The sequence below is a fragment of the Mycolicibacter senuensis genome, from assembly GCF_002101885.1.
Lineage (GTDB): Bacteria > Actinomycetota > Actinomycetes > Mycobacteriales > Mycobacteriaceae > Mycobacterium > Mycobacterium senuense.
Genome location: NZ_LQPS01000033.1, coordinates 1 through 25,100, shown reverse-complemented (window position 1 = coordinate 25,100; position 25,100 = coordinate 1). Strand labels below are relative to the sequence as shown.

The following is a 25,100-nucleotide window of genomic DNA, read 5'->3' as shown; positions in this document are numbered from 1 at the left end:
TGACGCAGCCGTCAATAATTGGGCGGCGGTGCGGTAATGGTTCTCGGGGCGACCGCAGATCCACCGATGGACCGGGAACGCGACGAGCAGACCCAACGGGGGGCTGCCGCAGGGCGGCATCGGCCCACCGGCCAGCGGCGAGAGCCGCCGACCTATGTGCGGCCGATGATCGGGCTGCTGACGATCCTGACGATCGCGGCCCTCGTCGGGCTGCCGATCGCGCTGTTCCGGGACAGCTTCACCCGCACGGTGCCGGTCACGGTGCTGTCGCAGCGGGCCGGTCTGGTGATGTATCCCGACGCCAAGGTCAAGCTGCGCGGGGTCCAGGTCGGCAAGGTCGGGGCCATCGATCCTCGACCGGACGGCACCGCGGTGCTGCGGCTGGAGATGCAACCCGACCAACTGCGGTTGATTCCGGCGAACGTCACCGCCCGGATCGCTTCCACGACGGTGTTCGGGGCCAAGTCCGTCGAGTTGGTGGCGCCGCCGGATCCGGAGGCGACCAGACTGCACGCCGGTCAGGTGCTGGCGGGCGAACACGTCACCGTCGAGATCAACACGGTGTTCCAGCAGCTGGTTAGGGTCTTGGACAAGATCGACCCGAAGAAGCTGAACGAAACGCTGAGCGCGGTCTCGACGGCGTTCAACGGGCGCGGGCAGAAGATCGGGCAGGCGCTCACCGACTTCGACAAGCTGCTGGCCGAGATCGAGCCCAGCCTGAGCACGCTGGAGCACGAGGCCGCCACGATGCCGCCGGTGTTCCGGTCGTACGCCGACGCGGCACCGGACCTCACCGCTGCCCTCAACGCCACCAGCACCATGAGCGAGAGCATCGTGGCCGAGCGCAACAGCTTGGACACCTTCCTGCTCAGTGCCATCGGGCTGGCCAATACCGGCAACGAGGTGCTGGGCGAGAACCGGCAGGCCCTGACCGACCTGACGCACGTGCTGGAGCCGACCGCTGAGCTGCTGGACAAATATCACGAGGAACTCGGCTGTTCGATCGGCGGCTTGGTGCCCTTCGCCAAGTCCACGCCGTTCCATGTGCCCGGCATCATCATCACGGCCAGCTTCACGTTGGCCAAGGAGCGCTACCGCTACCCCGACCACCTGCCGAAGGTGGCGGCCCGCTCCGACCGCTCCTACTGCACGGAACTGGGCCTGCCCGACGTGCCGCCCGAATACCGGGTGCCGGCGCTGATCGCCGACACCGGAGCCAACCCGTACGAATACGGCAACCAGGGCATCCTGCTCAACTCCGACGGTCTCAAGCAGGCGCTGTTCGGACCGATCGGCGGGCCGCCGCGCAACAGCGCCCAGGTGGGGATGCCGGGATGACGCGCTCGTTGGGACCCCTGGTCAAGTTCGGCATCTACGCCGCGGTGATGGTGTTGGCGACGATATTTCTGTTCGCCATCTTCGCCGAGGTCCGCACCGGTCCGACGGTGGGCTACCAGGCGGTGTTCTCCGACGCCTCCCGGCTGAAATCCGGGGACAGCGTGCGGGTGGCCGGCGTCCGCGTCGGCACGGTGGGAGGCGTATCGCTCCGCAAAGACGGCACGGTGCTGGTGAAATTCCAGGCCGACCGCAATATTTCGCTCACCACCGGGACGCAGGCCTCGGTGCGCTACTTGAATCTGGTCGGCGACCGCTACCTGGAACTGACGGACGGGCCGGGCTCCACCCGGCTGTTGCCGGTGGGCTCGGAGATCCCACTGGAGCGGACCGCGCCGGCACTGGATCTGGACCTGTTGCTCAACGGCCTCAAGCCGGTGATCCGCGGGCTGAATCCGCAGGACGTCAACTCGCTCACCGCCTCGCTGATCCAGATCATGCAGGGCCAAGGCGGCACCATCGACTCCCTGATGTCTCGGACGTCGTCGTTCTCGAGCTCGCTGGCCGACAACAACCAGGTGATCGAGTCCCTGATCGACCAACTGCGCACCACGCTGGCCACCCTGTCCAACGGCGACAAGCGGTTTTCCGGGGCGATCGATCGACTCAACAAACTGGTCGCCGGCTTGGCGGCCGACCGCGACCCGATCGGGACCGCGGTGACGGCCCTGGACCGCGGCACCGCATCACTGGCCGATCTGCTCGGCAACGCGCGCGATCCGTTGACCAACACCATCACTCAGGTCGATCGGTTGACCACCGCCATCAACGCGGACCTGGCCGGCCTGGATATGTCCTTGCAGAAGGCGCCGGAGAACTACCGCAAGGCCATCCGCCTCGGCGCCTACGGCGGGTTCATCCAGTACTACCTCTGCGCTGTGCAGATCCGGGTCAGCGACACCCAGGGCCGCACGGCGGTGTTCCCCTGGATCAAAGCGGAGGAGGGCCGATGCAGCGACACCGACTGAGCGCCGTGCTGCCCGGTGCCGCGCCCCTACGGCGGGGGGCCCGCCGATGCTGAAATACCGCGGCAGCCAGCTGAGCAGGATGGGCCTGATCGGCATTGTGGTCGTAGCCTTCGTCGTCGCGATCGGACTGCAGCCCGAGCAGTTGATCCAGTGGGCCACCTGCGTGCGTTACCAGGCCAAGTTCGCCGAAGCCGGCGGCCTGAGCGCCGGTGCCGACGTCACGCTGTCGGGGATCAAGGTCGGCTCGGTCACCGATGTCGCACTCGACAACGGCGACGCCCTGGTGACGTTCACCTTGGCCGGCAAGTACCCGCTGGGCTCGCAGACCACCGCGCATATCCGCACCGGGTCGTTGCTCGGCGAGCGGGTGCTGACGGTGGAGCCGGCGGGCAGCGGCAAGCTGCGCCCGCTCGAGGTCATCCCGCTCACCCGCACATCGTCGCCGTACTCATTGGTCGATGTGGTCGGTGAACTGACCTCCAATACCGGCGGCACCGACACCGAGTCGCTGAACCGGTCGCTGGACACCCTTTCGGACACCATCGACCAGATCGCTCCCCAGTTGGGGCCGACGTTCGACGGCCTGAGCCGGCTGTCCCGCGCGGTGAACAGCCGCAATGAGGGCCTTGCCGACCTGCTGAAATCGGCCGCCGAGCTCACCGGTGTGCTCTCCGAACGCAGCCAGCAGATCAACTCGCTGATCCTGGACGCCGACAGTCTCGTCGACGTGCTCAACACCCGCCGGCAGGCGATCGTCAACCTGCTGGCCAGCACGTCGGCGATCTCGCGGCAGCTGTCCGAATTGGTCGCCCAGAACAACGACCAGCTCAAACCGACGCTGGCGAAGATCATCGAGCTGAACAAGATCCTGGAGAAGAACCGGGACAACCTGGCCAAGGCGCTGCCCGGCCTGGCGAAATACGAACTCACCCAAGGTGAGACGGTTTCCAACGGGGCCTACTACAGCGCCTATGTGCCGAACCTGTTCCTGCCGCAGCTGCTTCAGCCGTTCCTCGATTACATCTTCGGCTTCCGGCGCGGCGTCGACGCCGGACAGCCGCCGGACAATGCCGGGCCGCGTGCCGAACTGCCGTTCCCGATCAATGGGATTCCGCAACCAGGAGACCTGCCGCCCCGATGAAGACTCGTAAACCACTGCGGATCGCGGCTGTCGCCCTGGCGGCGCTGCTGCTGCTGGCGGGCGCCGGCATCCTGGTTCGTCAGACCGTCCTGAAACCGACTCGGATCACCGCGTACTTCTCCACCGCAACCGCCATCTATCCCGGTGACGAGGTCCGGGTCGCCGGGGTGAAGGTCGGCACCATCGACCGCATCGAACCGCAGGGCACGCAGGCCAAGCTCACCCTGCGCGTCGACCACAAGGTACCGATCCCGGCTGCGGCCAAAGCGGTCATCGTCGCGCCCAACCTGGTAGCGGCGCGGTTCGTCCAACTGACCCCCGCCTACCACCGCGGCGATGGGCCGACCCTCGCTGATGGCGCGGTGATCCCGCGCGAGCACACCGCGGTCCCGGTCGAGTGGGATGAGGTCAAGACCCAGTTGAACCGGCTTGCCGCGGAACTGGGCCCGCGCAGCGGTGTTTCGGGAACGTCGGCGTCGCGCTTCATCGACAGCGCGGCCAATGCGATGGACGGCAACGGCGCCAAGCTGCGCGAGACGTTGGCGCAACTCTCCGGCGTGGCCCGGATCTTCGCCGAGGGCAGCGGCAACATCGTCGACATCATCTCGGGCCTACAGACGTTCATGACGGCGCTGCGTGACAGCGATCAGCAGATCGTGGTGTTCGAGTCGCGGCTCGCCACGTTGACGAGTGTGGTCAACGACAGCCGATCCAACCTGGATGCCGCTCTTACCGACTTCGCGGGCGCGATCGACACCGTGCGGGATTTCGTGGCGGGGAGCCGCGCCGAAACCGCCGAGGCGCTGCGGGGCGTGGCCAATGTCAGTCAGACGCTGGCCGATTCGAAGAACGCGATCCGCAATATTCTGCATATCACCCCGAATGCGATCGCCAACACGCTCAACATGTACAACGTGACCAGCGGGACCCCGGTGGGTTCGTTTGCGTTCGCCAACTTCAGCAACCCGGTTCAGGCGATCTGCACGATGACCGGCGCGATCGGAAACGTGACGTCGACGGAGACCGGCAAGCTGTGCGAGGGGTACCTCGGGCCGGCCATGCGGCTGCTGAATTTCAACGGGATGCCGTTGCCGATATCTCCGTATCTGACCAAGGCGGCCAGCCCGGAGAAGTTGATCTACACCGATCCGGCGTTGATGCCGCACGCCGAGCACCCGGGAAGCCTGCCGGAACAAGAGCCGTCGATCTCGGCCTACACCGGATTGCATGGCGACGTCCCACCCCCGCCGGGATGGACGGATCCGTTGCAACCGCGCGGTTCCCTTGCGCCCGACGGACTGCCGGCCGCGGCGACACCGCCACTGAACCCTGGAGTGCCGCTGCCGAGCCCGACCACGTTCGACGGGATGCTGCTGCCGGGCGGTCCGCCGCCGCCCGGGCCGCCGCCCGGTCCGTTGCCCGCGGAAGGGGGGCCCACGCCATGATCGGTCTTCGTTCCCTGCGGCGCGGCGCGGCGGTCGCGGCTTTGGTCGCCGTCACCACGACCGGCTGCGCCTTCGGCGGGCTGAACTCGGTGGCGCTGCCCGGTGTTCAGGGCCGCGGTTCCGGGGCGCAGCATTTCACCGTGCAGCTGGCCAATGTCGGGACATTGGAATCGAATTCGCCGGTGCTGCTCTCCGACGTGGTGATCGGCAGCGTCGGCAAGATGACCGTCAGCAACTGGCATGCCAACGTCGACATCGCGGTCAACCCCGGCGTCGAGGTCCCGGCCAATGCCGTCGCGACGGTCGGGCAGACCAGCCTGCTCGGTTCGATGCACCTGGCGCTCAATCCGCCGATCGGACAGCAGCCGACGGGGCGGCTGACCTCCGGATCCACCATCCCGTTGAGCGACTCGTCGACCTATCCGTCCACCGAGCAGACCTTGTCGTCGCTGGCGGTAATCGTCAACGGGGGCGGGCTCGGCCAGATCGGTGACATCATCCACAACTTCAGCGCGTCCATGGCGGGACGGGAAGCCGACATTCGCGATCTGATCGTCCGGCTGGACAACTTCACCGGTGCGCTGGACCGGCAGCGGAACAACATCGTCGAGGCCATCGGTGAGATGAACCGGACGGCCACGACTTTCGCCGGACAGCGCGACACCATCCACCGTGCGCTGGACAAGATTCCGCCGGCCATCGACGTCTTGATCAAGGAGCGCCCCAAGTTCGTCACCGCGATGACCAAACTCGGCCAGTTCGGCGACCTGTCGGCCGGCCTGGTCAACGACTCCGGGCACCAACTGGTCTCCGACCTCATCCACATCGAACCGGCGTTGCGTTCGCTGGCCGATATCGGCCCGGAGCTCAACTCGGCAGTGGCCTACGCCTCCGCGTTCCCCTACGGCCCCAATGCGATCGAGCGCGCAGTGCGGGGCGACTTCCTGAACCTGTTCGCCGTCTTCGACCTCACCAAACCGCGGCTCAAGCGGGCGCTGTTCGCCGGCACCCAGTGGGGCGACGAAGACGCGAAACTCGTTCCGGCGCCCGGTGACCCGTGGTATCTGAACTATTCTTACGACCCGCTGCAAGAGCCGATTCTGCGGTCGTCGAGCCAAGGCTTACCGCCGGGCGCGCTCGGCTCGGAAGGCGGTGGTTAGATGCTGACACGCTTTGTGCGGATCCAACTGATCCTGTTCCTGGTGGCCTCGGTGATCGGCGTCGGAGCCATGCTCTTTGGCTACATGCAGGTGCCGACCCTGCTCGGGATCGGCCGGGTCACGGTCAAGCTGGACCTGCCGGAGACCGGCGGGCTGTACCGATTCTCCAATGTCACCTACAACGGGGTGCAGATCGGCACGGTCACCGACGTCGCGCTGACCGGCAACGGTGTGCGTGCCACGCTGTCGCTGGATCGATCGCCGAAGATCCCGGCCGACCTGGTGGCCGCGGTGCGCAGCGTGTCGGCGATCGGTGAGCAGTATGTCGACCTGCTGCCGCGCAGCGACGGTGGTCCCTACCTGCAGAACGGTTCGGTGATCGCGGCGTCCGACACGCAAGTGCCCCAACAGGTCGGGCCGATGCTCGATCAGGTCAGTGCCCTGGTCGACAGTATCCCCAAGGACCGGCTCAGTGGCCTGCTCGACGAGACCTTCCAGGCCTTCGACGGGGCCGGCTACGACTTCCAATCACTGCTGGATTCGGCGACCACCATCAGCGGTGACGCCAACCGGGTCTCGGACAAGGTACGCAAGCTGGTCGATGACGCTGCGCCGCTGTTGGACTCCCAGGAGAAAAGCACCGATGCGATCCGGACCTGGGCGCGCAGCGTGGCCGGGATCTCCGAACAGGTCGCGGTCAACGACCCGCAGTTGCGCGCCATCCTGCAGCGCGGCCCCGGATTCGCCGACGAAGTATCGGGCCTGATGCAGGACCTCAAACCCACCCTGCCGATTCTGCTGGCGAACCTGAACACCCTCGGGCAGGTGTTGATGGTCTACAACCCGTCGCTGGAGCAGTTGATGGTGCTGCTGCCCGGATACATTGCCGCCCAACAGTCGTTCGGGCTGCCCAAGAACAACCCGACCGGTCTGCCGCAGGGCGACTTCACCCTGACCTTCGGTGACCCCAACCCGTGCACCGTCGGGTTTCTGCCGCCGTCATCCTGGCGCTCGCCGGCCGACACCACCACGATCGACACCCCCGACGGCCTGTACTGCAAACTGCCGCAGGACTCACCGGTGTCGGTGCGTGGCGCCCGCAACTTCCCGTGTATCGAGCATCCGGGCAAGCGCGCGCCCACGGTCGAGCTCTGCGATGACCCGAAGGGGTTCGTGCCCATCGCGATGCGCCAGCATCTCACCGGCCCCATGCCGTTCGACCCGAACCTGGTCAAGCAGGGCATCCCGGTCGATGACCGGGTCGATTTCAACGACCGGATCTTCGCCCCGACCGGAGGCACACCGCTGCCGCCGTGGGCCACCCCGTCTGGCACGTCGCCGGATTCCCCTCGGCCGGTGGTGCCGGCGCCGCCCCCGGAAGCACCGGGTGCGGCTCCCTCGGCGAACGCCGGCCCGGGACCATCGGTCGCGGTGCTGCCCTACGACCCGAACACGGGCAAATACATGACACCCGACGGGCGCTACGAGCAGCAGACGAACCTGGTGCCCGGATCGAGTCCCAAGACGTGGACCGACCTGATGCCGTCCTAGCCGAAGGAGGACAAAACATGCGCGCACTTGAGTTGACCGTCGCCGCAGCGGCTTTCGGCCTTGTCGTGGCGTCCGCCCCGGCGCCGCCCGCGCAGGCCGCCCTGGGCTTCGAGCTCAATGGCCCCTACCGGGTCATCTCGAAGGGGGACTGGGCCAAGACCAACGAGGTATTCATGAACGAGGCCACCGTCTCATCGGTGTGGACGTTCAGCTCCAGTTGCGAGAACGCGCACTTCTGTACCGGCCAGGTCAGCAGCGACCAGGGCTGGACCGCGCCGCTGGAATTCCGCACCTCGCGGTGGATCGTCGACCGCTTCCACGAGAACTGGCAGACCTGCCCGGATGGCACCACCTCGCCGGGCCGGCAGCGCTACCAGTTCCAGGGCGGCGACCTCAACGGCCAGTACGACAAACGCAATATCGACCTACTGGTCGGCTACGACCGGACGATCGGCGTCTCGGGTGCGTGCGGACGCAACCAGCCCACGGTGATCCTCATGCCGCTGAGCGTGCAGCGGCTCTAGGCGGGAGGGAAGACCATGCAGACCACTCACATGACGAAAGCGCTTGTCGCGGCGGTACTTGCCGCGGGCACGGTCGCCGCTGTGACGCCCCCGGCGCCGGCGGGTGCCGACCCGTACGTGCCGATGTGCGACGTCCCGGCGTGCACACCCGGAATCGCGCCGAATGTTGTGCTGGGTGCGCCGTGCTCTAACACCACCTACTTCGTCTTCGGGTCCGCTGTTGCCGGGCCGTCGACACTGCCGGGCAGGCTGGTGTACTGCGCGTCGCCGCGCCGCTACGAGCCGCGCTGGTTCCGCTCTCCGGAGATGCACGGCGTCAAGGAGGAGAACAGCAAGTGCGACGAGTACTCCGGCGAGGTGGCGCAGGCACCCGACGGGCTGTTTTTGACCTGTGTCGCCGATGGCGAGTCGTTGTGGCGTCGCGGAGACCTGTAGCGGTACACCAGTCCTGGCAAGTCGAGGGAGTTCGGCCCATGATGCGAACCACTGTCGGTGCAGCGCTCGGCGCGCTCGCGGTTGCCACGGCCGTGGCGCCGCCCGCCGCGGCCGATATGCGCTACGGCAACTATGACGTGCTGAGCAACCGATGGACCGACGCATCCTGGGTGTGGGCGGCCTACCCGTGCGAGACGATCGGCAAATTCGATGACCTGCCGGCCGGGTGCGTTCAGATCAGCGCGATCGACCGGCCGCATTTCTTCGGCCGCGGATACTACGGCGGCACCGCCCGGCTGGTGAACGGGCAGTACTCGTTCACCTCGGATTACCCCAACGGCCTGAACTGTCCGTTCGGGCCCTCCATGCCGACCCGTGACACCTACACCTGGGATGCCAACACGTTGGCCGGCGTCGTCGAATCCCATTTCGACGTGGGCTGTATGAACGGTCCCGCGGGAGTGAACACCTGGACGTTCGCGCTGGTCCGGATGTAGCGGTTACACCGGATCGAACGAGGAGATCAGCCACCGGCCGCCGTGCTTCTCCAAGCCGACCTTGACGCTGCTCATCGAGTAGGAGCCGTCGGGGTTCGTCTTGCTGATCGTGGTCTGGTTGAGATAGATCAGCACTTCGGCGGAGCCGGGCCGCAACGACACGATGCCTTTGCGAACCACGGCGGCGATCGTCTGCACTTCCTTCTCTTTGACCGCCGGGGTGACGACCTTCTGGGTGAAATCGGTGTAATGCGAGAGGAAGTCACCGGTGAGGTGGCTCTCGGCGGCGGCGAAATCCTGCTCCATCGTCTTCGGCGCGTAGGTCAATACGGCGACCGCGCCGTCGGCGGCAGCGGCCATCACGGCCTGCTCGGCCGCGGGACCGAGTTGCTGATCGGCCCGCAGCACCCCGAAGTACAGCCAGCCGGCCAGCCCCGCCGACGCCAACAGCAGCCCCCCCAGCGTGGCCGCGATCCAGCGCGCGGTTGAGACCGTCGGGCCGGCTTGGGATTCCTCGGCAGGCTCCGAGGCCTCGTCGGCTTCAACGGTCACGGACTTGTCGACGGCCGCCTCGAGTGTCACGTCGTCCTCGTCGGGTTCGCTCATGCCGCGAAGTCCACCTTCGACATCTTGACCTGATCGCCCTCGCGGGCCAGGTGTACGGTCAGACGCCAGCTGCGCGGTTCCTCTTTCGCTCCGGCGACATTGGTGACCTTGGTGGTGGCCGCGACCAGCACCACCGCCTCGTTGTCCGAAATCGATTCCACGCCGGAGACCACCGTGTCAACCGAGGTGACGGTTTTGGACTCGCGGGCCACCTTGGCGAAGTCGCCGGCGTGGGCTTCGAAATCCTTCTTGAACTCACCGGTGGAGTTTTCCAGAATCGCGTTGACGTCGTCGTCGACTGTCTCGTAGTTCAGTGACATCAGCGTGACCACGCCCTGGCGGGCGGCCGCGGCGTACTCGCCCAATTGATGTTGGCGTAGGGCAACGTCGCGATGGTGGGACAGCATCAGCACATCAACGGCGAGGAAACCGCCGATGGCGAGTACGGCCAGCGTCGCCGCCACCCAGCCCAGTTGTCTGCGGATGCCGATGAACTTGCGCGGCTGTTCAGCCGGTTCATCGACGGCAGCTTCGCCGGCACCCGGCGCCAGATCATCGGCTTCGATTCCCGCAGGCTTGACGTCCGGTGCGGTTTCCAGGTCGACCGCTTGGGCGGATTCCGACTCGGAGCCCTGCTGCGCCTTGAGCAGCTCCGCGCGGGCGCGGGCCAACTCCGCTGCAGCCTCGGCGGCCTTCGCCTCGGCTTCTGCCAGCGTCAGCGCATCTTTTGAGGTGCGCTTGGCGGCATGCTTTCCACCACCGGCCGGTTTCGCCGGATCACGCGACGGCATATGCCCTCCTGTCCGTTGTCCACCCAGCTCCGGCAGGGTCCCCCACAAGGCCAAGCACCCTCGCAAGCCCGCTCCGAAACGGTAGCACCAGGTCTCTCACCAGGTGCGGAGCGAGCAGAGCGCCCCCTTGGTGCCGGCGTCGGTGGCGACGACGACGTCGTCGATGCGCAGTTCGCAGACGAACCCGGGTGAGGCGAGTTGGGGATGCATCCCGGGCAACGACACCACCACCATCGCCCAGTCCTGCGGGTCGGCCAGGGTGGTCTCGAAGATCCAGGGCTGGTTCGGCCCGATTGTGACGTCCGCACGCGGGCTGTACTGGTATGGGTTGTGGCTGTATTCGCCGAAGTTGGGCGGCTGAGCTTCACGGTAGTAGACGTTCGCCTGGGCGGTTTCGGTCGCACTGACCAAGTAGCGCACCCGGTGTGGTGCGGAGTCGTCGGCGGCTGCCGGCGCCGCGGTGGCAAGCACACCGGTAAACGCCAGGCCTAGAACCAGGGGCGACGCCGAGAACTTCCTGGTTGTCACGGGCACCTCCGGGTGCGTTCACCTGCCAAAGACTCAAATTCTTTGTGCAGAAGAATAGCATTTCCAGTTCGGTGGCGGCGGGCGATTGTGCGGCTCGTCAGACGCTCGAATCACCGGTGGCCGCCGCGCGTCCGGCACGGAAGCCGAAGACCATCGCCGGTCCGATGGTGCCGCCGGCGCCCCCGTAGGCCCGCCCGGTCACCCCGGCCATCGCATTGCCCGCGGCGAACAGGCCGGGGATCGGTTGTCCGGTGACGTGCAGCACCCGACCGTCGGCGTCGGTACGCGGACCGCCCTTGGTGCCCATCGCTCCCACCGACAGCGGCACGGCGTAGTACGGCCCGGTGTCGAGCGGACCCAGCGTGCGGCCGGCCGGGGTGTCCGCCTGGTCGTCGCCCCAGTACCCGTCGTAGGCGCTGGCGCCGCGCCCGAACTCGGGATCGGTGCCGGCGGCCACGCCGCGGTTCCAGGACGCCACGGTCTGAGCCAGACCGTCCGGGTCGATGCCGGTCTTGCCGGCCAGGGCTGCCAGGTCGGGCGACTCGCAGAACCACTCCGGTGCCGTGCCGCCGGGGGCGACGCCGAGGAATCCGTACCGGCGCAGATGCTCGGCGTCGAAGACGATCCACGCCGGATCGTTGACGTAGCCGCCGCGCGGCGCCAGGTAGTGAAATGCGCCGGCCATCGAGTTGTAGTCACACGCCTCGTTGACAAACCGCCGCCCGGACCGGTTGACGATGATGCTGCGCGGCCGGGTGCGCTCCAGTCGCACGCTGCGGCTGCGCTGTTGGCCGTCGATGGTGTCGCCGGGAATTCGGACGATCGGAACCCACCACGCCTCGCCCATGTTGGCCAGGTCGGCGCCGAGCGCCATCGCCATGCGCAGCGCGTCGCCGGTGTTGTGCGGCGGTGACACCGCGCCCCGCATCGGCCCCCGCAGGAAGGCCTCCACCAGGGTGGTGTCCCATTCGAAGCCGCCGTTGGCCAGGATGACGCCGCGGCGGGCGCGCACCCGCCGAGACGTGCCGCCGGCGTCGACGCGGACGCCGGCCACACCGCCCCTACCGCTGTCGCCGTGATCGCCGATGAGCTCGACGCCACGACAGCCCGTCGCCGGCGCCACCCCGGCGTCCAGTAGCCCCTTGAGCAGCCCGGCGATCAAAGCGGTGCCGGCCACGCACAGATTGCCCGCAGCGGTGTCCGCTGTGTTGTCTATGTCGGCGTGCAGCCGGGCGCGGGTCTCGGCGTCGAATCCGACGTTGCTGTAGTCGGCCGGGAACGCGGTGATCCGGTCGTGCCAGGAACCCAGCCGGGAGATGTCGTAGGGCAGTGGGCTCAGTGAGCGGCCACCGGACGGACGTCCGCCGGGCAGCTCCGGCTTGTAATCGGGGAAGCCGGCCGCGACCTCGAAGCGGACGTCGCTGTGCGCTTCGACGAAGTCGACCATCTCCTGGCCGGTGCGCACGAACGTCGAGACCAGCTCGTCGTCCATCGCACCGAACGACTGCGCCCGCAGGTAGTCCAGGGCGGCCTCGACGGTCAAGCCGGGAGCCCGGGTATGCGCGGGAATCCAGGCGATACCACCGGAGACGGCGGTGGTTCCTCCCACGGTCGCGGACTTCTCGTAGACGGCGACCGAGGCGCCGTTGACCGCTGCGGTGAGCGCGGCGGTGAGCCCGGCTCCGCCGGTGCCCAGCACCACTACGTCGATCTCGTCGTCCCAATCACCGACTGTCAATGACGTTTTCCTTTCGGGCACAGCGGGTTTCAGCTGAGGATCTCAGACAGTTTGTCGGCCGCCGCCAGCACGGCATCCCGACCGCGCAACACGACGTCCTCGCGATGTGAGATCAGGTTGATGCAGGTGGGCGGCGCGGGAGGGCGGCGACGGACCGGAACCGCCAGCCCGAACGTTCCGGGCTCGATCTCGCCGTGGGTGACCACCCAGCCGCGCTCGCGGGTCTGTGGGACGATGTCGCGCTCGTCGGGGCGCCGCGGCATGGCGGCCGACAGCGCGATTCCGGCGGCGCCGAGGCTCAGCGGGTGGCGACTGCCCTCGTGAAACGCCAACTGATAGCCGACCTGGGTCGGCACGATGACGGCGACGGCCACTTGTTGGTCACCCTCGGCCACCAGTAGCGACACCGTGGTGCCGAGTTCGTCGGCGAGCGCGCGCAGCGTCGGCAGGCTCAGCTGGCGAACGTTGTTGTCGAACGACGCGCCGAGGACGGCCAAGGCCGCTGCCGAGCGGAACCGGCCGTCTTCGCCCTTGGCCACCAATCGGTGACTCGTCAGCGTGTTCAGCAGCCGATAGGCGATGGTCCGGTGGACGCCGATCCGGTCGGCGACCTGCTGGATGGTCAGCCCGTCGGGCGTGGTGGCCACCGCCTGCAATGCGGCCAGTCCCCGGGCCAGGGTCTGCGACCCCGGGGCGGCGTCGACGGCGCCGGCGGGCTTCCGCCTGGTCATCAGCTCGGCCTCCTTGACATCCACTCATCTGAGAGTGATGCTCTTCAATATAACGTACATCCATGTGCGATAAAAGCACGTTCTGATATCGGAAAATGAGAATGGTATTTCCGCGACAGCGCAGGGAGAGGTGGCCGGTGCCGGAGTTCGAGAGCATCTGGAGTGATCTTCAGGGCGTTGCGTTCGAGCAGGGGTATCTCGATGCGGGTGGGGTGCGCACCCGCTACCTTCGGGCGGGCGACCCGAGCAAGCCGGTGCTGGTGCTGCTGCACGGTTCCGGCGGCCACGCCGAAGCCTATGTCCGCAATCTGGCCGCGCACGCGGAGCACTTCTGGACCTGGTCCATCGACATGCTGGGTCACGGCTACACCGACAAACCCGGTCATCCGCTGGAGATCCCCCACTACGTGGCGCACCTGACCGCGGTGCTGGACGCCATCGGCGCCGGGCAGGCCAGCATCAGCGGTGAATCACTCGGCGGTTGGGTGGCGGCGCGCGCCGCCATCGATCACCCGGACCGCGTGCAGCGCCTGGTGCTCAACACCGCGGGGGGCTCGCAGGCCGATCCCGAGGTGATGAAGCGGATCATCACGTTGTCGATGGCGGCGGTGGAGAACCCCGACTGGGAGACGGTGCAGGCCCGCATCAAGTGGCTGATGGCCGACAAGTCCAAGGGCTACGACGACATCGTGGCCAGCCGACAGCGGATCTACCGACTGCCCGGGTTCATCGACGCGATGCGCGACATCATGGCGCTGCAGGATCCCGAGATCCGCGCCCGCAATCTGCTGGGGCCCGGTGACTACGGCAAGATCACGGCGCCGACGCTGGTGGTCTGGACCAGTGACGACCCGACGGCCGACGTTGAGGAGGGTAAGCGGATCGCCTCGATGATCCCCGGTGCCCGGTTCGAGCTGATGCCGGGCTGCGGCCACTGGCCGCAGTACGAAGATCCCGCGACCTTCAACCGCCTCCACCTGGAATTCCTGCTGGGGCGTTAGCGTGACCGCTGAAACGAGGGCAGCCGACGACGACGTCGACGTGGTGATCGTCGGCGCCGGGCCCGTGGGCCTCACGCTGGCGAACATCCTCGGCCTGCGAGGGGTCCGGACCCTGGTGGTCGAGGACCGCGCCACACTCATCGACTATCCCCGGGGGGTCGGGCTCGACGACGAATCGCTGCGCACGTTCCAGGCGATCGGGCTGGTGGATGCCGTCCTGCCGCACACCGTGCCGAACCAGATCCTGCGGTTCTTCGACGGCAAACGGCGGCTGCTGGCCGAGATGGCGCCCGCCGACGCGTGTTTCGGCTGGCCCAAGCGCAACGGCTTCGTTCAACCACTGGTCGACGCCGAACTGCTCCGCGGGCTGGAACGCTTCGACCACGTCCGGGTGCTGTGGGGACACCCGATGACCGGCTGCACCGAACAGACCGACGGAGTCAGGGTGCAGCTGGGCGGCAGCGAGCCGACCGAGGTGACCGCCCGCTACGTTGTCGGTTGCGACGGTGGCCGCAGCGCCACCCGCCGGCTGATGGGGGTGTCCTTCGATGGCACCACCTCGTCCACCCGCTGGCTGGTCATCGATCTCGCCAACGATCCGCTGGGTCATCCCAACAGCGAGGTCGGGGCCGACCCCGCACGGCCCTACGCTTCCATCTCGATCGCGCACGGCATCCGGCGCTTCGAATTCATGATCCACGCCGACGAAACCGACGAGCAGGCCGAAGACCCCGAATTCGTCGCGGCGATGCTGGCGCCGTTTCTACCGCATCCGCACGATGTCGACGTGATCCGCCACCGGGTCTACACCCACCACTCCCGGATCGCCGGCGCATTCCGCCGCGGCCGGATGCTGTTGGCCGGCGACGCCGCACACCTGATGCCGGTCTGGCAGGGGCAGGGGTACAACAGCGGAATCCGCGACGCGATGAACCTGGGCTGGAAACTGGCCGCGGTGGTGCGCGGGCAGGCGGAACCGGGCCTGTTGGACAGCTACGACGCCGAACGGCGCAAGCATGCCCGCGCCATGATCGACCTGTCCACGATGGTGGGCCGGGTGATCTCCCCGACCAACCGACGGGTCGCCGCGGCGCGCGACCGGCTGATCCGGGCCGCCTCAGCGGTGCCGACGCTCAAACGCTACGTGCTGGAGATGCGGTTCAAGCCGATGCCGCGCTATGACCACGGTGCGGTCGTTCACGACCAGCCGCAGCGTGCCGACTCGCCGGCCGGGACCTTGTTCATTCAGCCCCGGGTGGACACCCGCACCGGGACGGGTCTGCTTCTCGACGACGTGATCGGCACCGGGTTCGCGGTGCTGGCCTGGAACAACAATCCCCGCGCCCTGCTCGGGGAGGAGGCCTTCGCGCGGTGGAAGGCGTTGGGAGCCGGCTTCATCGCCATCCGGCCGCTGACTCAGCTGCACTGGACTCCGCCCGGCCAGCTCGATGATCCGGACGTCAGCATCGTCGGTGACCGGACCGGCGAGCTGAAGGCCTGGTTCGACCGGCACACCGAGTCGGTGGTGTTCCTGCGCCCCGACCGCTGCATCGCCGCGGCCTGCATCGCCCAGCGCGCCACCGAGGTGAGCGCCCGGCTCTTCGACGTCCTGACGCTGACCGTAGGGGGTGACACCGCCGATGCCACTGGCCCTGTGCTGCATGTCCCACAGCCCGCTGCTGAATCTGCCGGGACCACCACCTGAGTTGATGGCCGACATCGAGGCCGCCGTCGACGACGCGGCGGCGTTCGTCGCCGACTTCGACCCGCAGCTGACGGTGGTGTTCGCGCCGGACCACTACAACGGGTTCTTCCTGCGACTGATGCCGCCGTTCTGCATCGGCACCGCCGCGCACGGTGTCGGCGACTACGGCACCTACGCCGGCCCGTTGAACGTCGCCGCCGGCCTCGCCGGCGAATGTGCGGCCGCGGTGCTGGAACACGGTGTGGATGTGGCCGTCTCGGCTCACATGGATGTCGATCACGCAATGGTGCAGCCGCTGGAGCGGTTGCTCGGTGACGCCACGGCATGCCCGGTGATCCCGATCTTCATCAACGCCGTCGCCGCACCGCTGGGGCCGCTACATCGCGCTCGCGCCCTCGGCGCTGCGGTCGGCGCCTACCTGGCCACCCTGGACCTTCGGGTGCTGATCCTGGGATCCGGCGGGCTGTCGCACGATCCGCCGATCCCGACCCTGGCGACCGCGCCACCAGTCACTCGCGACCGGATTCTGCACGGCACCCCGATGAGCGCCGAGCAGCGGATGGCCCGCCAGGACACGGTCATGGCGGCGGCCCGCGACTTCGCCGCGGGAACCGGTGACCTCGCGCCGCTGAACCCGGAATTCGATCAACGGTTCCTGTCGATCCTCGACAGCGGCCGGCTCGACGACCTGGCGGACTGGTCGAATGCCTACATCACCGAGGCCGGAGGTGGATCGGCGCACGAGATCCGCACCTGGGCAGCTGCTTTCGGTGCGTTGGCGGCGCAGGGGCCTTACCGCACGGCCAACCACTACTACCGGCCGTCCCCGGAGCTGATCGCCGGATTCGCCGTCCGCACCGCGCAACCGGTGGAGGTGGGCCCGTGACTGAGAACGACCACTTCGTCGACGTGCTGATCATCGGCTCCGGCGGGGGCGGGATGACCGCCGCGCTGGCCGCCGACGCCCGTGGGCTGGACACCCTGGTGGTGGAGAAGTCGCAGTACTTCGGCGGATCGACCGCGCTGTCCGGCGGCGGTATCTGGGTGCCCGGGGCGCCGGCGCAACGCCGGGAGGGCTACGCCCCCGACCCCGAGGGCGTCGTCGGCTATCTGCGCGAGATCACCGGCGGTCTGGTCAGCGAAGCGCGGCTGCGGCAATACGTCAACGCCGCGCCGGAGATGATGGCGTTCCTGGAGCAGACCAGCCCCTGGCTCGAGTTCATCTGGAAGCCCGGCTACGCCGACTACTATCCGGAACTGCCCGGGGGCTCGGTGCTGGGCAGCACCATCAACGTGCCCGAGATCGACCTGCGCAGGCTGGGCGAACAGGAGCAGCATCTGCTGGCCCCGCTGGCGTTGGCGCCCAAGGGAATCTGGTTCGGCCCCAAGGATCTTCGGCTGTTCTACCAGGTGCGGCAGTCGTGGCGCGGCAAGGCGGTGCTGCTCAAGCTGCTGTGGCGGATGTTCCGCGCCCGGGTATTCGGGGACCGGATGGCCGCGATCGGTCAGTCCCTGGCAGCCCGGCTGCGGCTGGCGATGGTCGAACGCGACATCCCGCTCTGGCTCGACACCCCGATGATCGAGCTGATCACCGACGCCTCCGGCGCGGTCACCGGAGCCGTGGTCGAACGGGACGGCCGGCCGCAGCGCATTTCGGCGCGCCACGGCGTCATCCTGGCCAGCGGCGGCTTCGACCACGACATGGCGTGGCGCAAGGAGTACCAGCCGGTGCTGGAACACGACTGGAGTTTCGGCAATCCACTGGCCACCGGCGACGGGATCCGGGCCGGGGAGCGCGTCGGGGCGGCCACCGAACTGCTGGACGAGGCCTGGTGGTTCCCGGCCATCTGCTGGCCGGACGGCCGACTGCAGTTCATGCTCAACGAACGCATGATGCCGTCGCAATTCATCGTCAACGGCGACGGGCAGCGCTTCATCAACGAGGCCGCGCCCTACATGGATTTCGCGCACGCCATGATCGACGGGCAGCGCTCCGGCGTCACCCACATCCCGTGTTGGCTGATCACCGACCAGCGGTCCTTCCACCGCTATGTCGTCGCCGGGCACCTGCCGATCCCGAAGATCCCGGGCGCCCCGGTCCCGACCGGGCGCAAGATCCCGCAGGCCTGGCTGGACTCGGGAGTGGTCAAGGCCGCCAAGTCGTTCGGCGAGTTGGCCACCGCGATCGGCGTCCCGCCCGACCGGCTGGAGCGTACCGCGCAGCGGTTCAACGAGCTGGCGCGATCCGGCCACGACGACGACTTCAACCGCGGCGACAGCGCCTACGACAACTACTACGGCGACCCGACGCTGCCCAACCCCAACCTGTACCCGCTCGGCAAGCCGCCCTACTACGCGTTCCAGATCATCCTGGGGGACCTGGGCACCTCGGGCGGCCTGCGCACCGATGAGCACGCCCGGGTGCTGCGCGCCGACGAATCGGTGATCGCCGGCCTGTACGCGGTGGGCAACACCTCGGCTCCGGTGATGGGCCGCAGCTACGCCGGTGCCGGAGCGACCATCGGACCGGCGATGACGTTCGGCTACGTTGCCGCCCAACATATCCACGCTGATCGCCGACCTCTCGGCTCACAGTCTGCAACCAAACTCCAAGGAGGTAACCCGTGAAGATCTCACTGTTCTACGAATTCGCACTGCCCCGGCCGTGGTCCGACGACGACGAGCACATTCTCTTCCAGGATGGGCTCGACGAGGTGGAAGCCGCCGATAAGGCCGGGTTTTCCACGGTGTGGCTCACCGAGCATCACTTCCTGGAGGAGTACTGCCACGCCACCGCGCCGGAGATGTTCCTGGCCGCCGCCAGCCAGCGGACGAAGAACATCAGGCTCGGGTTCGGGATCATGCACCTGCCCCCGGTGGTCAACCACCCCGCCCGGGTGGCAGAACGGATCGCCACGCTGGACCTGCTGTCGGGCGGCCGCGTCGAGTTCGGCACCGGTGAAGGATCCTCGATCGCCGAGCTCGGCGGATTCGGCATCGACCCGGCCGACAAACGCGCCCAGTGGGAGGAGGCGCTGGAGGTCTCGATCCGTTGTATGACCGAGGAGCCGTTCACCGGCTTCGACGGCCAGCACGTGCAGATGCCGGCCCGTAACGTGATCCCCAAGCCGATGCAGAAGCCGCACCCGCCGGTCTGGGTGGCCTGCACGCGGCCCGCCTCGGTGCAGATGGCCGCCCAGAAATGCATCGGCGCACTGAGTTTCGCCTACACCGGCCCGGGACCGCTGGCCGAGCGGGTCAACGGGTACTACAAGGAGCTCGAGGAGAACGGCGTCCCGGTCACCCCGCAGGTGAACCCGAATATCCTGGCGATCGGCGGTGACCTGTCGATGATGGTGGCACCCAGCGACGAGCAGGCGCTGCAGCGGCTCGGAGTCGGCGGCGGGTTCTTCTCGTTCGGGATCATGCACTACTACATGACCGGCGAGCACACTCCGGGCCGCACCCGGGTGTGGGAGCGCTACCTCGAAGAGGTCGAGAAGGATCCGACGCTGGCCTACGGGCCGGGTCGCGGTGCGATCGGAAGCCCGGCGACCACGCGGGAGTTCCTGCGCGGCTACGAGGAGAGCGGCGTCGACGAGCTCATCCTGCTGCTCAACCCGCGCAGCCACGAGGCCACGATGGAGGCCATCGAGCTGATGGGCAAGGAGGTGCTGCCCGAGTTCATCGAACGCGACGAGAAGGCGGTCGCCGACAAGGCCAAGAGGCTCGCGCCGGTGCTGGAGAAACTGGAGGCTCGCCGTTCGGCGTCGACCGCGCCGCAGTTCGACGAGTCCTACTCGTTCGGCGGGCTGCCGACCGGCCGCGGTGGTAAGTTCACCGCGACCGAAATCCCCGAGGCCATGGCCGAGATGAACGAGGGCCGGGTGCAGGCTGCGCAGCTCGCCAAAGAAGAGCGGGACCGCGGGCAACAATGACCGCACCCGCCGGGCTTTGGCGATACGACGGCCGACGGACGGTGGTCACCGGCTGCGCGTCGGGTATCGGCGCGGAGCTGGTCGCCCAGCTAGGTGAGCTCGGCGCCCACATCACCGGTCTGGACCTGGCCGAGCCCGCCGGCGCGCTCGACGACTTCCATCGACTGGACCTGAGTGATCCGGTGTCCATCGATCAGGCGGCGCAGGCGATCCGAGCGGCCGGAGAAGTCGATGCACTGTTCAACGTCGCCGGGGTGTCGTCGGGCATCGGGGATCCCGAGCGGGTGGTCACGATCAACTTTCTGGGCATGCGTCACCTCACCGAGGCGGTGCTGCCGGCGATGACGGCCGGATCGGCGATCGCCAATGTCTCCTCGCTGGCCGCCGCGGCCTACCGGGAGAACGCAACGGCCACATCCGGCCTGCTGCATACCGGCGACGTGGCCGCCGGATTGCAGTGGTGCCGCGCCCATCCCGAGGCGCTCGCCGACGGCGGCTACCGGCTGTCCAAGGAAGCGATCATCCTCTACGGCATGATCCACGCCGATCGGCTGGCGCAGCGCGGTATCCGGATCAACTGCACCGCGCCCGGGGTCACCGAAACCCCGATCCTCGATCAGTTGCGCAGCAGCTACGGTCAGCGCTATCTCGATGACATCCCCAAACCATTGGGACGGGTCGCCAGCACAGCCGAACAGGCCGCACCACTGGTGTTCCTGAACGGTCCGGCCGCCGGTTACATCACCGGACAGGTGCTCTGGGTCGACGGCGGCAACCTCGGCAGCCGCATCGCGGCAACGCTTCCGGACGGGCCGTGTGCATGGCCGGCTTGAGCGAGTTCCGCCGGGTCGGGGAGGCGGTGCGCAACTGGGGGCGCTGGGGTGACGACGACGAACTGGGCACGCTGAACCTCATCACGCCGGAGAAGGTGGCCGCCGCGGCCGCGCTGGTACGGCACGGCAAGGTCTTCCCGCTCGGGGTCGACTTCGGCTCGTCTGGCCCGCAGGGCGCGTTCCAGTTCCGCCACAACCCGATTCACGTGATGACCGTCGACGGCGGTGACGTGCACACGCTGGCGCAGTACGGCCCGGAGTGGCAGCGCAACGTGGTGGCCCAGCAGCTGAGCGAGTTCTTCGTCGACAATCCCTTCCGGTTCAACGACGACATGATCGTCATGCCGCTGCAGGCCGCCACCCAGTGGGATGCATTGTCCCACGTCTACTACGACGACCGGCTCTACAACGGCTTCCCGGCCGGCTCGGTGACCAGCCTGGGCGCCTACCACTGCGGTATCGACAAGGTCGACGGCAAGGGCATCACCTCCCGCGGCGTGCTGCTCGATGCGGTCGCTCACCGCGGCGCGGAGACGTTCCTGGAACTCGGCACCCCGATCACCCCGGACGAACTCGACGACATCGCCCGGGCCCAGCAGGTCACGATCGAGCCCGGCGACATCGTCCTGGTCCGAACCGGCTGGTGGCAACGGTTTTCACAGACCGGTGACGGCGCCGAACCGGGTGCCGGACTGGACTGGCGGTGCGCTACCTGGCTGCACCAGCACGACGTCGCCGCGGTGGCGGCCGACAACCTGATGGTCGAGAACCCGGTCTCCGGTGTCGAGGGAACCTTCTTGCCCATGCACATGCTGTGCTTGCGCGACATGGGGTTGATGCTCGGGGAGTACTGGGACCTCGGCGCACTCGCCGCAGATTGCGCCGCGGACGGCGTCTACGAGTTCCAACTGGTGGCGCCGCCGCTGCGGGTGACCGGCGGGGTCGGGTCGCCGGTGAACCCGATCGCGATCAAGTAGGCGGGCGAGACGGCCATCATGCGATTCGTATTCGTACACGGCGGATTTCACGCCGCTTGGTGCTGGGAGCGCACCATGGCCGAGCTGGAGCGGATCGGTCACAGCGCCATCGCCATCGACCTACCCGGACACGGTGCCCGGCTCGACGAGGAGTCGACCCTGGCCAACCGTCGGGAGGCCGTCGCGCAGGTGCTGCAGCCCGGGGACGTCCTGGTGGGGCACTCCGGAGGCGGTTTCGACGCCACCCTGGGTGCCGACAGCGCACCGGACCTGGTGCGCTACATCGTCTATCTGGCCGCCGCGCTGCCCCGAGAGGGCCGCAGCTACACCGATGCGATGACGATGGGCAGCGAAGGCGCCGAGTTCTTCGACACCGCGGCCGCTGACATGCTGAGCCATCTGCACTTCGCCGACGACGGCACGATGACCTTCGCCGGCATCGACGGCGCGCGGCAGTACTTCTACCACGATTGCGATGACGAGACGCTGCGGTGGGCCTTCGAACGGCTCGGGCCGGAACGGTTCGGCGAAACCACGGTGGCGCCGGTATCGGTTCCTGACTTCTGGGCGGCCGATATCGGCCGCAGCTTCATTCGCTGCGAGCAGGACCGTGCCTATCCGCGATGGCTGGCTGACCTGGTCTGTCGACGCCTCGGCGTCGAGCCGTTGACCATCGACGCCTCGCACTCGCCGTTCCTGAGCCGCCCCGCCGAACTGGCCGAACTGCTGGTGCACGCCACCACGACCCGGCCGGTCGGCCCGCTGATCCCTGACTGAGGAGTTGACTTTGCTGGTTGAGCGCAAGACCGTCCTGGTGGATGGCCTGATCACTTCCTACCTGGAGGCGGGCGCCCCGGCCGCCCCGGCGGTGGTCCTGCTGCACGGCGGCGAGTTCGGTGCGGGCGCTGAAATCGGCTGGGAACACACCATTCCCGCGTTGGCCGAGCGTCATCGGGTGCTGGCGCCGGACCTGCTCGGGTTCGGCGAATCGGCCAAGGTCATCGACTTCAACGACGGCCGCGGGATGCGGATTCGCCACGTCGCGCGGTTCTGCGCCCAGCTGGGTGTCGAAACGGCGGATTTCGTCGGCAATTCGATGGGCGCGATCATGCTGTTGGTCGACGCCACCTCGGACGCGCCGCTGTTGCCGGTACGCCGGCTGGTCGCCATCTGCGGCGGCGGCGAGATCCAACAGAACGAGCACATGGCTGCGCTCTACGACTATGACGCGACGATGCCCGCGATGCGCCGGATCGTCGAGGCGTTGTTCCACGACCCGGCCTATCCGGCCGACGAGGACTACGTGCGGCGGCGGTACCAGTCGAGCACCGCGCCGGGGGCGTGGGAGGCCATCGCGGCGGCCAGGTTCCGTCGGCCCGGTGCCGAGCCGCCGCCACCGGCATCGAGCAGCCGTGCGTACGAACGTATCTCGGCGCCGGCGCTGGTGGTCGAGGGCGGCTGCGACAAGTTGCTGCCGTCCGGCTGGGCGGCACAGATCGCCGGGCAGATCCCCGCCGGGCGGGCCGCCGTCGTCGATGCCGCCGGCCACTGCCCGCAGCTCGAGCAGGCCGAGCAGGTCAACCGGCTACTGCTGGAATTCTGCGCCGGGTGATCCGCCGCCGTCAGGCGGGTTTGGTTGCCGCCCCGGTGATTTGCTCGCTGTGATCACGATCGGTAAACGCGATCGAAATATCTGATCTAGTTGGTGGCTGGTGGTGCTTGTGGTTGGAATGGTTGGTACCACCACCATTGGGCGCGTTCGCCGGTGGGTCCGGGGCAGGGTGCGACGGTGGGCGGGGGCTGCTTGGGTGGGCGGGCTAGTGCGGCGTTGCTCAGAGGCCGGCCGGTGTTGTCGGTGATGACGAGCCGGTCGGCGGGCCCGGTGATGGTGATGATGCCGCGATGGTGCAGCCGATGGTGGTAGGGGCAGACCAGGACCAGGTTGTCCAGCTCGGTTTGCCCGCCGTCTTCCCAGTGCCGGATGTGGTGGGCGTGCAGGCCGCGGGTGGCCCCGCAACCGGGTACTGCACAGGTCCGGTCGCGGTGCTCGAGTGCGCGGCGCAGCCGGCGGCTGATGGCGCGGGTGGTGCGGCCGGCGCCGATGGGCTCGCCGTTGCGCTCGAACCACGCCTCGTAGGTGGCGTCGCAGGTCAGGTATTGGCGTTCGGCGTCGGTCAGCAGTGGGCCCAGGTGCAGTGCCGCAGCACGTTGTTCGATGTCGAGGTGGACCACCACGGTAGTGTGCTGCGCGTGGGGGCGGCGGGCGGCCTCGCTGTCCCAGCCGGCTTCGATCAGGTTCATGAACGCATCGGCGGTTGTCGGCAACGGGGGCGCGTGTTCTGCTGACCGGCCGGGGTCGTCGTGGTCGTGTTTCCACTGCGTGATCAGGGCATCGAGGTGGGATTGCAGGGCGGCGTCGAATTTCGCCGCGTCGCAGTGCGGAAGTGTGATGCGCCAGCAGCTGCTGTGTTCGTCGCTGGTCTTGGTGATGGAGCGCTGCGGTTCGGGCTGTGGATCGGGGTCGGGTCGTGGTTCGAGTTTGACCGCGGTGCGCAGCTGGGTGACGGTGGCGACCCCGACCAGCGGTGCGTAGTGCTCATCGGAGCCGTCGCCGCCGCGCTGGGCGATCACCCCGATCTGGTCCAGTGACACCCGGCCGTCCCGCATCCCCTGTGCGCAGCGCGGAAGTTCCGCGAGCCGGTGCGCCACCGTCGCGATGGTGTGGGCATTACTCGGTGACACCCCGGTCTTCCAGGCCACCAGTGCCGGGATTGAGCGTGCCCCGGTGTTACCCCACAACTTGTCGCGCTCGATCTCTGCGACGATCTCCACAATGCGCCCGTCGATGGCATTGCGCTGCCCGGTCAACTCCGCCAACTCCTCGAACAGCCCATCAAGACGCTGGCACGGACCCAATTCCGTGGTGTCAGCAGCTGCGGTCGAGGACATGACGTCATCATCGCAGTCGGGTCTGACAAGCCTCGGGCATCACGGTGGCGCCGACCGCAGATCGAACAACCCGCGCAGGCCGACCGGCTACTGCTGGACGCCCTGTCGTGGCGGCGGTTGATATAGATCGGGGTAGTCCTTCACAAACACCTCCGGAGGTGTCAGGAAGGGATCTGTAAGTGATTCC

At 67.8% G+C, this 25,100-nt stretch carries 24 protein-coding genes; 18 read left to right on the top strand and 6 right to left on the bottom strand.

The annotated features are described in order from the left end of the window. Positions 1–36 precede the first annotated feature (36 nt). The 9 genes from AWC24_RS09115 to AWC24_RS09075 are packed head-to-tail and all read left to right on the top strand — an operon-like array spanning position 37 to position 9,116. The gene (locus AWC24_RS09115) at positions 37–1,338 is read left to right on the top strand and encodes an MCE family protein (RefSeq protein ID WP_407663479.1); all 1,302 of its coding nucleotides are present in this window, start codon (positions 37–39) and stop codon (positions 1,336–1,338) included. After that, on the top strand, positions 1,335–2,363 hold the full coding sequence (locus AWC24_RS09110) for an MCE family protein (RefSeq protein ID WP_085084132.1): 1,029 nt from the start codon (positions 1,335–1,337) through the stop codon (positions 2,361–2,363). Before AWC24_RS09115 ends, AWC24_RS09110 begins: the two co-directional genes overlap by 4 nt. Before the next feature lie 46 nt (positions 2,364–2,409). Further along, on the top strand, positions 2,410–3,504 hold the full coding sequence (locus AWC24_RS09105; protein WP_085084130.1) for an MCE family protein: 1,095 nt from the start codon (positions 2,410–2,412) through the stop codon (positions 3,502–3,504). Further along, entirely contained in the window at positions 3,501–4,949 is a 1,449-nt protein-coding gene (locus tag AWC24_RS09100; protein WP_085084129.1) for an MCE family protein, read from the top strand. Before AWC24_RS09105 ends, AWC24_RS09100 begins: the two co-directional genes overlap by 4 nt. After that, positions 4,946–6,109 carry an MCE family protein gene (locus tag AWC24_RS09095; protein ID WP_085084127.1) on the top strand — a complete coding sequence of 388 codons (1,164 nt, stop codon included), beginning with the start codon at positions 4,946–4,948 and terminating at the stop codon, positions 6,107–6,109. Before AWC24_RS09100 ends, AWC24_RS09095 begins: the two co-directional genes overlap by 4 nt. Further along, positions 6,110–7,660, top strand: a complete 1,551-nt coding sequence (locus AWC24_RS09090; protein WP_085084125.1) for an MCE family protein — start codon at positions 6,110–6,112, stop codon at positions 7,658–7,660. A 17-nt stretch (positions 7,661–7,677) separates the two neighbouring features. Beyond that, entirely contained in the window at positions 7,678–8,184 is a 507-nt protein-coding gene (locus AWC24_RS09085) for an Rv2253/PknI dimerization domain-containing protein (RefSeq protein ID WP_085084123.1), read from the top strand. 15 nt (positions 8,185–8,199) lie between these two features. Then, a complete protein-coding gene (locus AWC24_RS09080; protein WP_085084121.1) occupies positions 8,200–8,619 on the top strand; it encodes a hypothetical protein in 420 nt (139 codons plus the stop codon). A 38-nt stretch (positions 8,620–8,657) separates the two neighbouring features. Then, positions 8,658–9,116, top strand: coding sequence for a hypothetical protein (locus tag AWC24_RS09075; protein ID WP_085084119.1), 459 nt, complete (start codon positions 8,658–8,660; stop codon positions 9,114–9,116). 3 nt (positions 9,117–9,119) lie between these two features. Here AWC24_RS09075 and AWC24_RS09070 read toward each other — a convergent pair whose 3' ends face one another. From AWC24_RS09070 to AWC24_RS09050, 5 genes are all read right to left on the bottom strand, one after another. Beyond that, positions 9,120–9,722 carry a twin-arginine translocation pathway signal gene (locus tag AWC24_RS09070; RefSeq protein ID WP_085084117.1) on the bottom strand — a complete coding sequence of 201 codons (603 nt, stop codon included), beginning with the start codon at positions 9,720–9,722 and terminating at the stop codon, positions 9,120–9,122. Further along, positions 9,719–10,513, bottom strand: coding sequence for an Rv1363c family protein (locus tag AWC24_RS09065; RefSeq protein WP_085084115.1), 795 nt, complete (start codon positions 10,511–10,513; stop codon positions 9,719–9,721). The genes AWC24_RS09070 and AWC24_RS09065 overlap by 4 nt, the downstream gene beginning before the upstream one ends. A gap of 96 nt (positions 10,514–10,609) precedes the next feature. Continuing rightward, a complete protein-coding gene (locus AWC24_RS09060; RefSeq protein WP_085084113.1) occupies positions 10,610–11,041 on the bottom strand; it encodes an Rv2576c family protein in 432 nt (143 codons plus the stop codon). Positions 11,042–11,138: 97 nt separating this feature from the next. Beyond that, on the bottom strand, positions 11,139–12,779 hold the full coding sequence (locus tag AWC24_RS09055) for an FAD-dependent oxidoreductase (protein ID WP_085084111.1): 1,641 nt from the start codon (positions 12,777–12,779) through the stop codon (positions 11,139–11,141). Between the two features lie 29 nt (positions 12,780–12,808). After that, positions 12,809–13,510, bottom strand: coding sequence for an IclR family transcriptional regulator (locus AWC24_RS09050; protein WP_085084342.1), 702 nt, complete (start codon positions 13,508–13,510; stop codon positions 12,809–12,811). Between the two features lie 137 nt (positions 13,511–13,647). On the opposite strand from AWC24_RS09050, the gene AWC24_RS09045 reads away from it, so the two are divergent. Genes AWC24_RS09045 through AWC24_RS09005 form a run of 9 tightly spaced genes read left to right on the top strand, consistent with a single transcriptional unit; the run spans position 13,648 to position 23,576 of the window. Further along, a complete protein-coding gene (locus AWC24_RS09045) occupies positions 13,648–14,511 on the top strand; it encodes an alpha/beta fold hydrolase (RefSeq protein ID WP_085084109.1) in 864 nt (287 codons plus the stop codon). Position 14,512: 1 nt separating this feature from the next. Next, a complete protein-coding gene (locus AWC24_RS09040; RefSeq protein WP_085084107.1) occupies positions 14,513–16,216 on the top strand; it encodes a bifunctional 3-(3-hydroxy-phenyl)propionate/3-hydroxycinnamic acid hydroxylase in 1,704 nt (567 codons plus the stop codon). Continuing rightward, complete coding sequence (locus tag AWC24_RS09035; protein WP_085084105.1) at positions 16,152–17,102, top strand: 3-carboxyethylcatechol 2,3-dioxygenase; 951 nt, start codon at positions 16,152–16,154, stop codon at positions 17,100–17,102. Before AWC24_RS09040 ends, AWC24_RS09035 begins: the two co-directional genes overlap by 65 nt. Further along, positions 17,099–18,844 carry an FAD-binding protein gene (locus AWC24_RS09030; protein ID WP_085084103.1) on the top strand — a complete coding sequence of 582 codons (1,746 nt, stop codon included), beginning with the start codon at positions 17,099–17,101 and terminating at the stop codon, positions 18,842–18,844. The genes AWC24_RS09035 and AWC24_RS09030 overlap by 4 nt, the downstream gene beginning before the upstream one ends. Next, complete coding sequence (locus AWC24_RS09025; RefSeq protein ID WP_085084101.1) at positions 18,841–20,154, top strand: LLM class flavin-dependent oxidoreductase; 1,314 nt, start codon at positions 18,841–18,843, stop codon at positions 20,152–20,154. The genes AWC24_RS09030 and AWC24_RS09025 overlap by 4 nt, the downstream gene beginning before the upstream one ends. After that, positions 20,151–20,987 carry a coniferyl-alcohol dehydrogenase gene (locus tag AWC24_RS09020; RefSeq protein ID WP_085084099.1) on the top strand — a complete coding sequence of 279 codons (837 nt, stop codon included), beginning with the start codon at positions 20,151–20,153 and terminating at the stop codon, positions 20,985–20,987. Before AWC24_RS09025 ends, AWC24_RS09020 begins: the two co-directional genes overlap by 4 nt. After that, positions 20,975–21,964 (top strand): cyclase family protein, encoded by a 990-nt coding sequence (locus AWC24_RS09015; RefSeq protein ID WP_085084097.1) that lies wholly within the window; start codon positions 20,975–20,977, stop codon positions 21,962–21,964. The genes AWC24_RS09020 and AWC24_RS09015 overlap by 13 nt, the downstream gene beginning before the upstream one ends. Positions 21,965–21,982: 18 nt before the next feature. Next, positions 21,983–22,741 carry an alpha/beta fold hydrolase gene (locus AWC24_RS09010; RefSeq protein ID WP_085084095.1) on the top strand — a complete coding sequence of 253 codons (759 nt, stop codon included), beginning with the start codon at positions 21,983–21,985 and terminating at the stop codon, positions 22,739–22,741. A 10-nt stretch (positions 22,742–22,751) separates the two neighbouring features. Beyond that, the gene (locus AWC24_RS09005) at positions 22,752–23,576 is read left to right on the top strand and encodes an alpha/beta fold hydrolase (RefSeq protein ID WP_085084093.1); all 825 of its coding nucleotides are present in this window, start codon (positions 22,752–22,754) and stop codon (positions 23,574–23,576) included. 86 nt (positions 23,577–23,662) lie between these two features. Here the strand turns inward: AWC24_RS09005 and AWC24_RS09000 are convergent, their stop codons facing one another. Then, a complete protein-coding gene (locus tag AWC24_RS09000; RefSeq protein ID WP_085084091.1) occupies positions 23,663–24,913 on the bottom strand; it encodes an HNH endonuclease signature motif containing protein in 1,251 nt (416 codons plus the stop codon). Between the last annotated feature and the right edge of the window lie 187 nt (positions 24,914–25,100).

What these genes read in the sequence shown, in the direction of transcription:
- AWC24_RS09100 (WP_085084129.1), top strand. Translation starts at nt 3,501, where the DNA reads ATGAAGACTCGTAAACCACTGCGGATCGCGGCTGTCGCCCTGGCGGCG.
- AWC24_RS09115 (WP_407663479.1), top strand. Translation starts at nt 37, where the DNA reads ATGGTTCTCGGGGCGACCGCAGATCCACCGATGGACCGGGAACGCGAC.
- AWC24_RS09015 (WP_085084097.1), top strand. Translation starts at nt 20,975, where the DNA reads ATGGCCGGCTTGAGCGAGTTCCGCCGGGTCGGGGAGGCGGTGCGCAAC.
- AWC24_RS09020 (WP_085084099.1), top strand. Translation starts at nt 20,151, where the DNA reads ATGACCGCACCCGCCGGGCTTTGGCGATACGACGGCCGACGGACGGTG.
- AWC24_RS09010 (WP_085084095.1), top strand. Translation starts at nt 21,983, where the DNA reads ATGCGATTCGTATTCGTACACGGCGGATTTCACGCCGCTTGGTGCTGG.
- AWC24_RS09080 (WP_085084121.1), top strand. Translation starts at nt 8,200, where the DNA reads ATGCAGACCACTCACATGACGAAAGCGCTTGTCGCGGCGGTACTTGCC.
- AWC24_RS09110 (WP_085084132.1), top strand. Translation starts at nt 1,335, where the DNA reads ATGACGCGCTCGTTGGGACCCCTGGTCAAGTTCGGCATCTACGCCGCG.
- AWC24_RS09085 (WP_085084123.1), top strand. Translation starts at nt 7,678, where the DNA reads ATGCGCGCACTTGAGTTGACCGTCGCCGCAGCGGCTTTCGGCCTTGTC.
- AWC24_RS09065 (WP_085084115.1), bottom strand. Translation starts at nt 10,513, where the DNA reads ATGCCGTCGCGTGATCCGGCGAAACCGGCCGGTGGTGGAAAGCATGCC.
- AWC24_RS09050 (WP_085084342.1), bottom strand. Translation starts at nt 13,510, where the DNA reads ATGACCAGGCGGAAGCCCGCCGGCGCCGTCGACGCCGCCCCGGGGTCG.
- AWC24_RS09095 (WP_085084127.1), top strand. Translation starts at nt 4,946, where the DNA reads ATGATCGGTCTTCGTTCCCTGCGGCGCGGCGCGGCGGTCGCGGCTTTG.
- AWC24_RS09075 (WP_085084119.1), top strand. Translation starts at nt 8,658, where the DNA reads ATGATGCGAACCACTGTCGGTGCAGCGCTCGGCGCGCTCGCGGTTGCC.
- AWC24_RS09105 (WP_085084130.1), top strand. Translation starts at nt 2,410, where the DNA reads ATGCTGAAATACCGCGGCAGCCAGCTGAGCAGGATGGGCCTGATCGGC.
- AWC24_RS09090 (WP_085084125.1), top strand. Translation starts at nt 6,110, where the DNA reads ATGCTGACACGCTTTGTGCGGATCCAACTGATCCTGTTCCTGGTGGCC.
- AWC24_RS09035 (WP_085084105.1), top strand. Translation starts at nt 16,152, where the DNA reads ATGCCACTGGCCCTGTGCTGCATGTCCCACAGCCCGCTGCTGAATCTG.
- AWC24_RS09070 (WP_085084117.1), bottom strand. Translation starts at nt 9,722, where the DNA reads ATGAGCGAACCCGACGAGGACGACGTGACACTCGAGGCGGCCGTCGAC.
- AWC24_RS09000 (WP_085084091.1), bottom strand. Translation starts at nt 24,913, where the DNA reads ATGTCCTCGACCGCAGCTGCTGACACCACGGAATTGGGTCCGTGCCAG.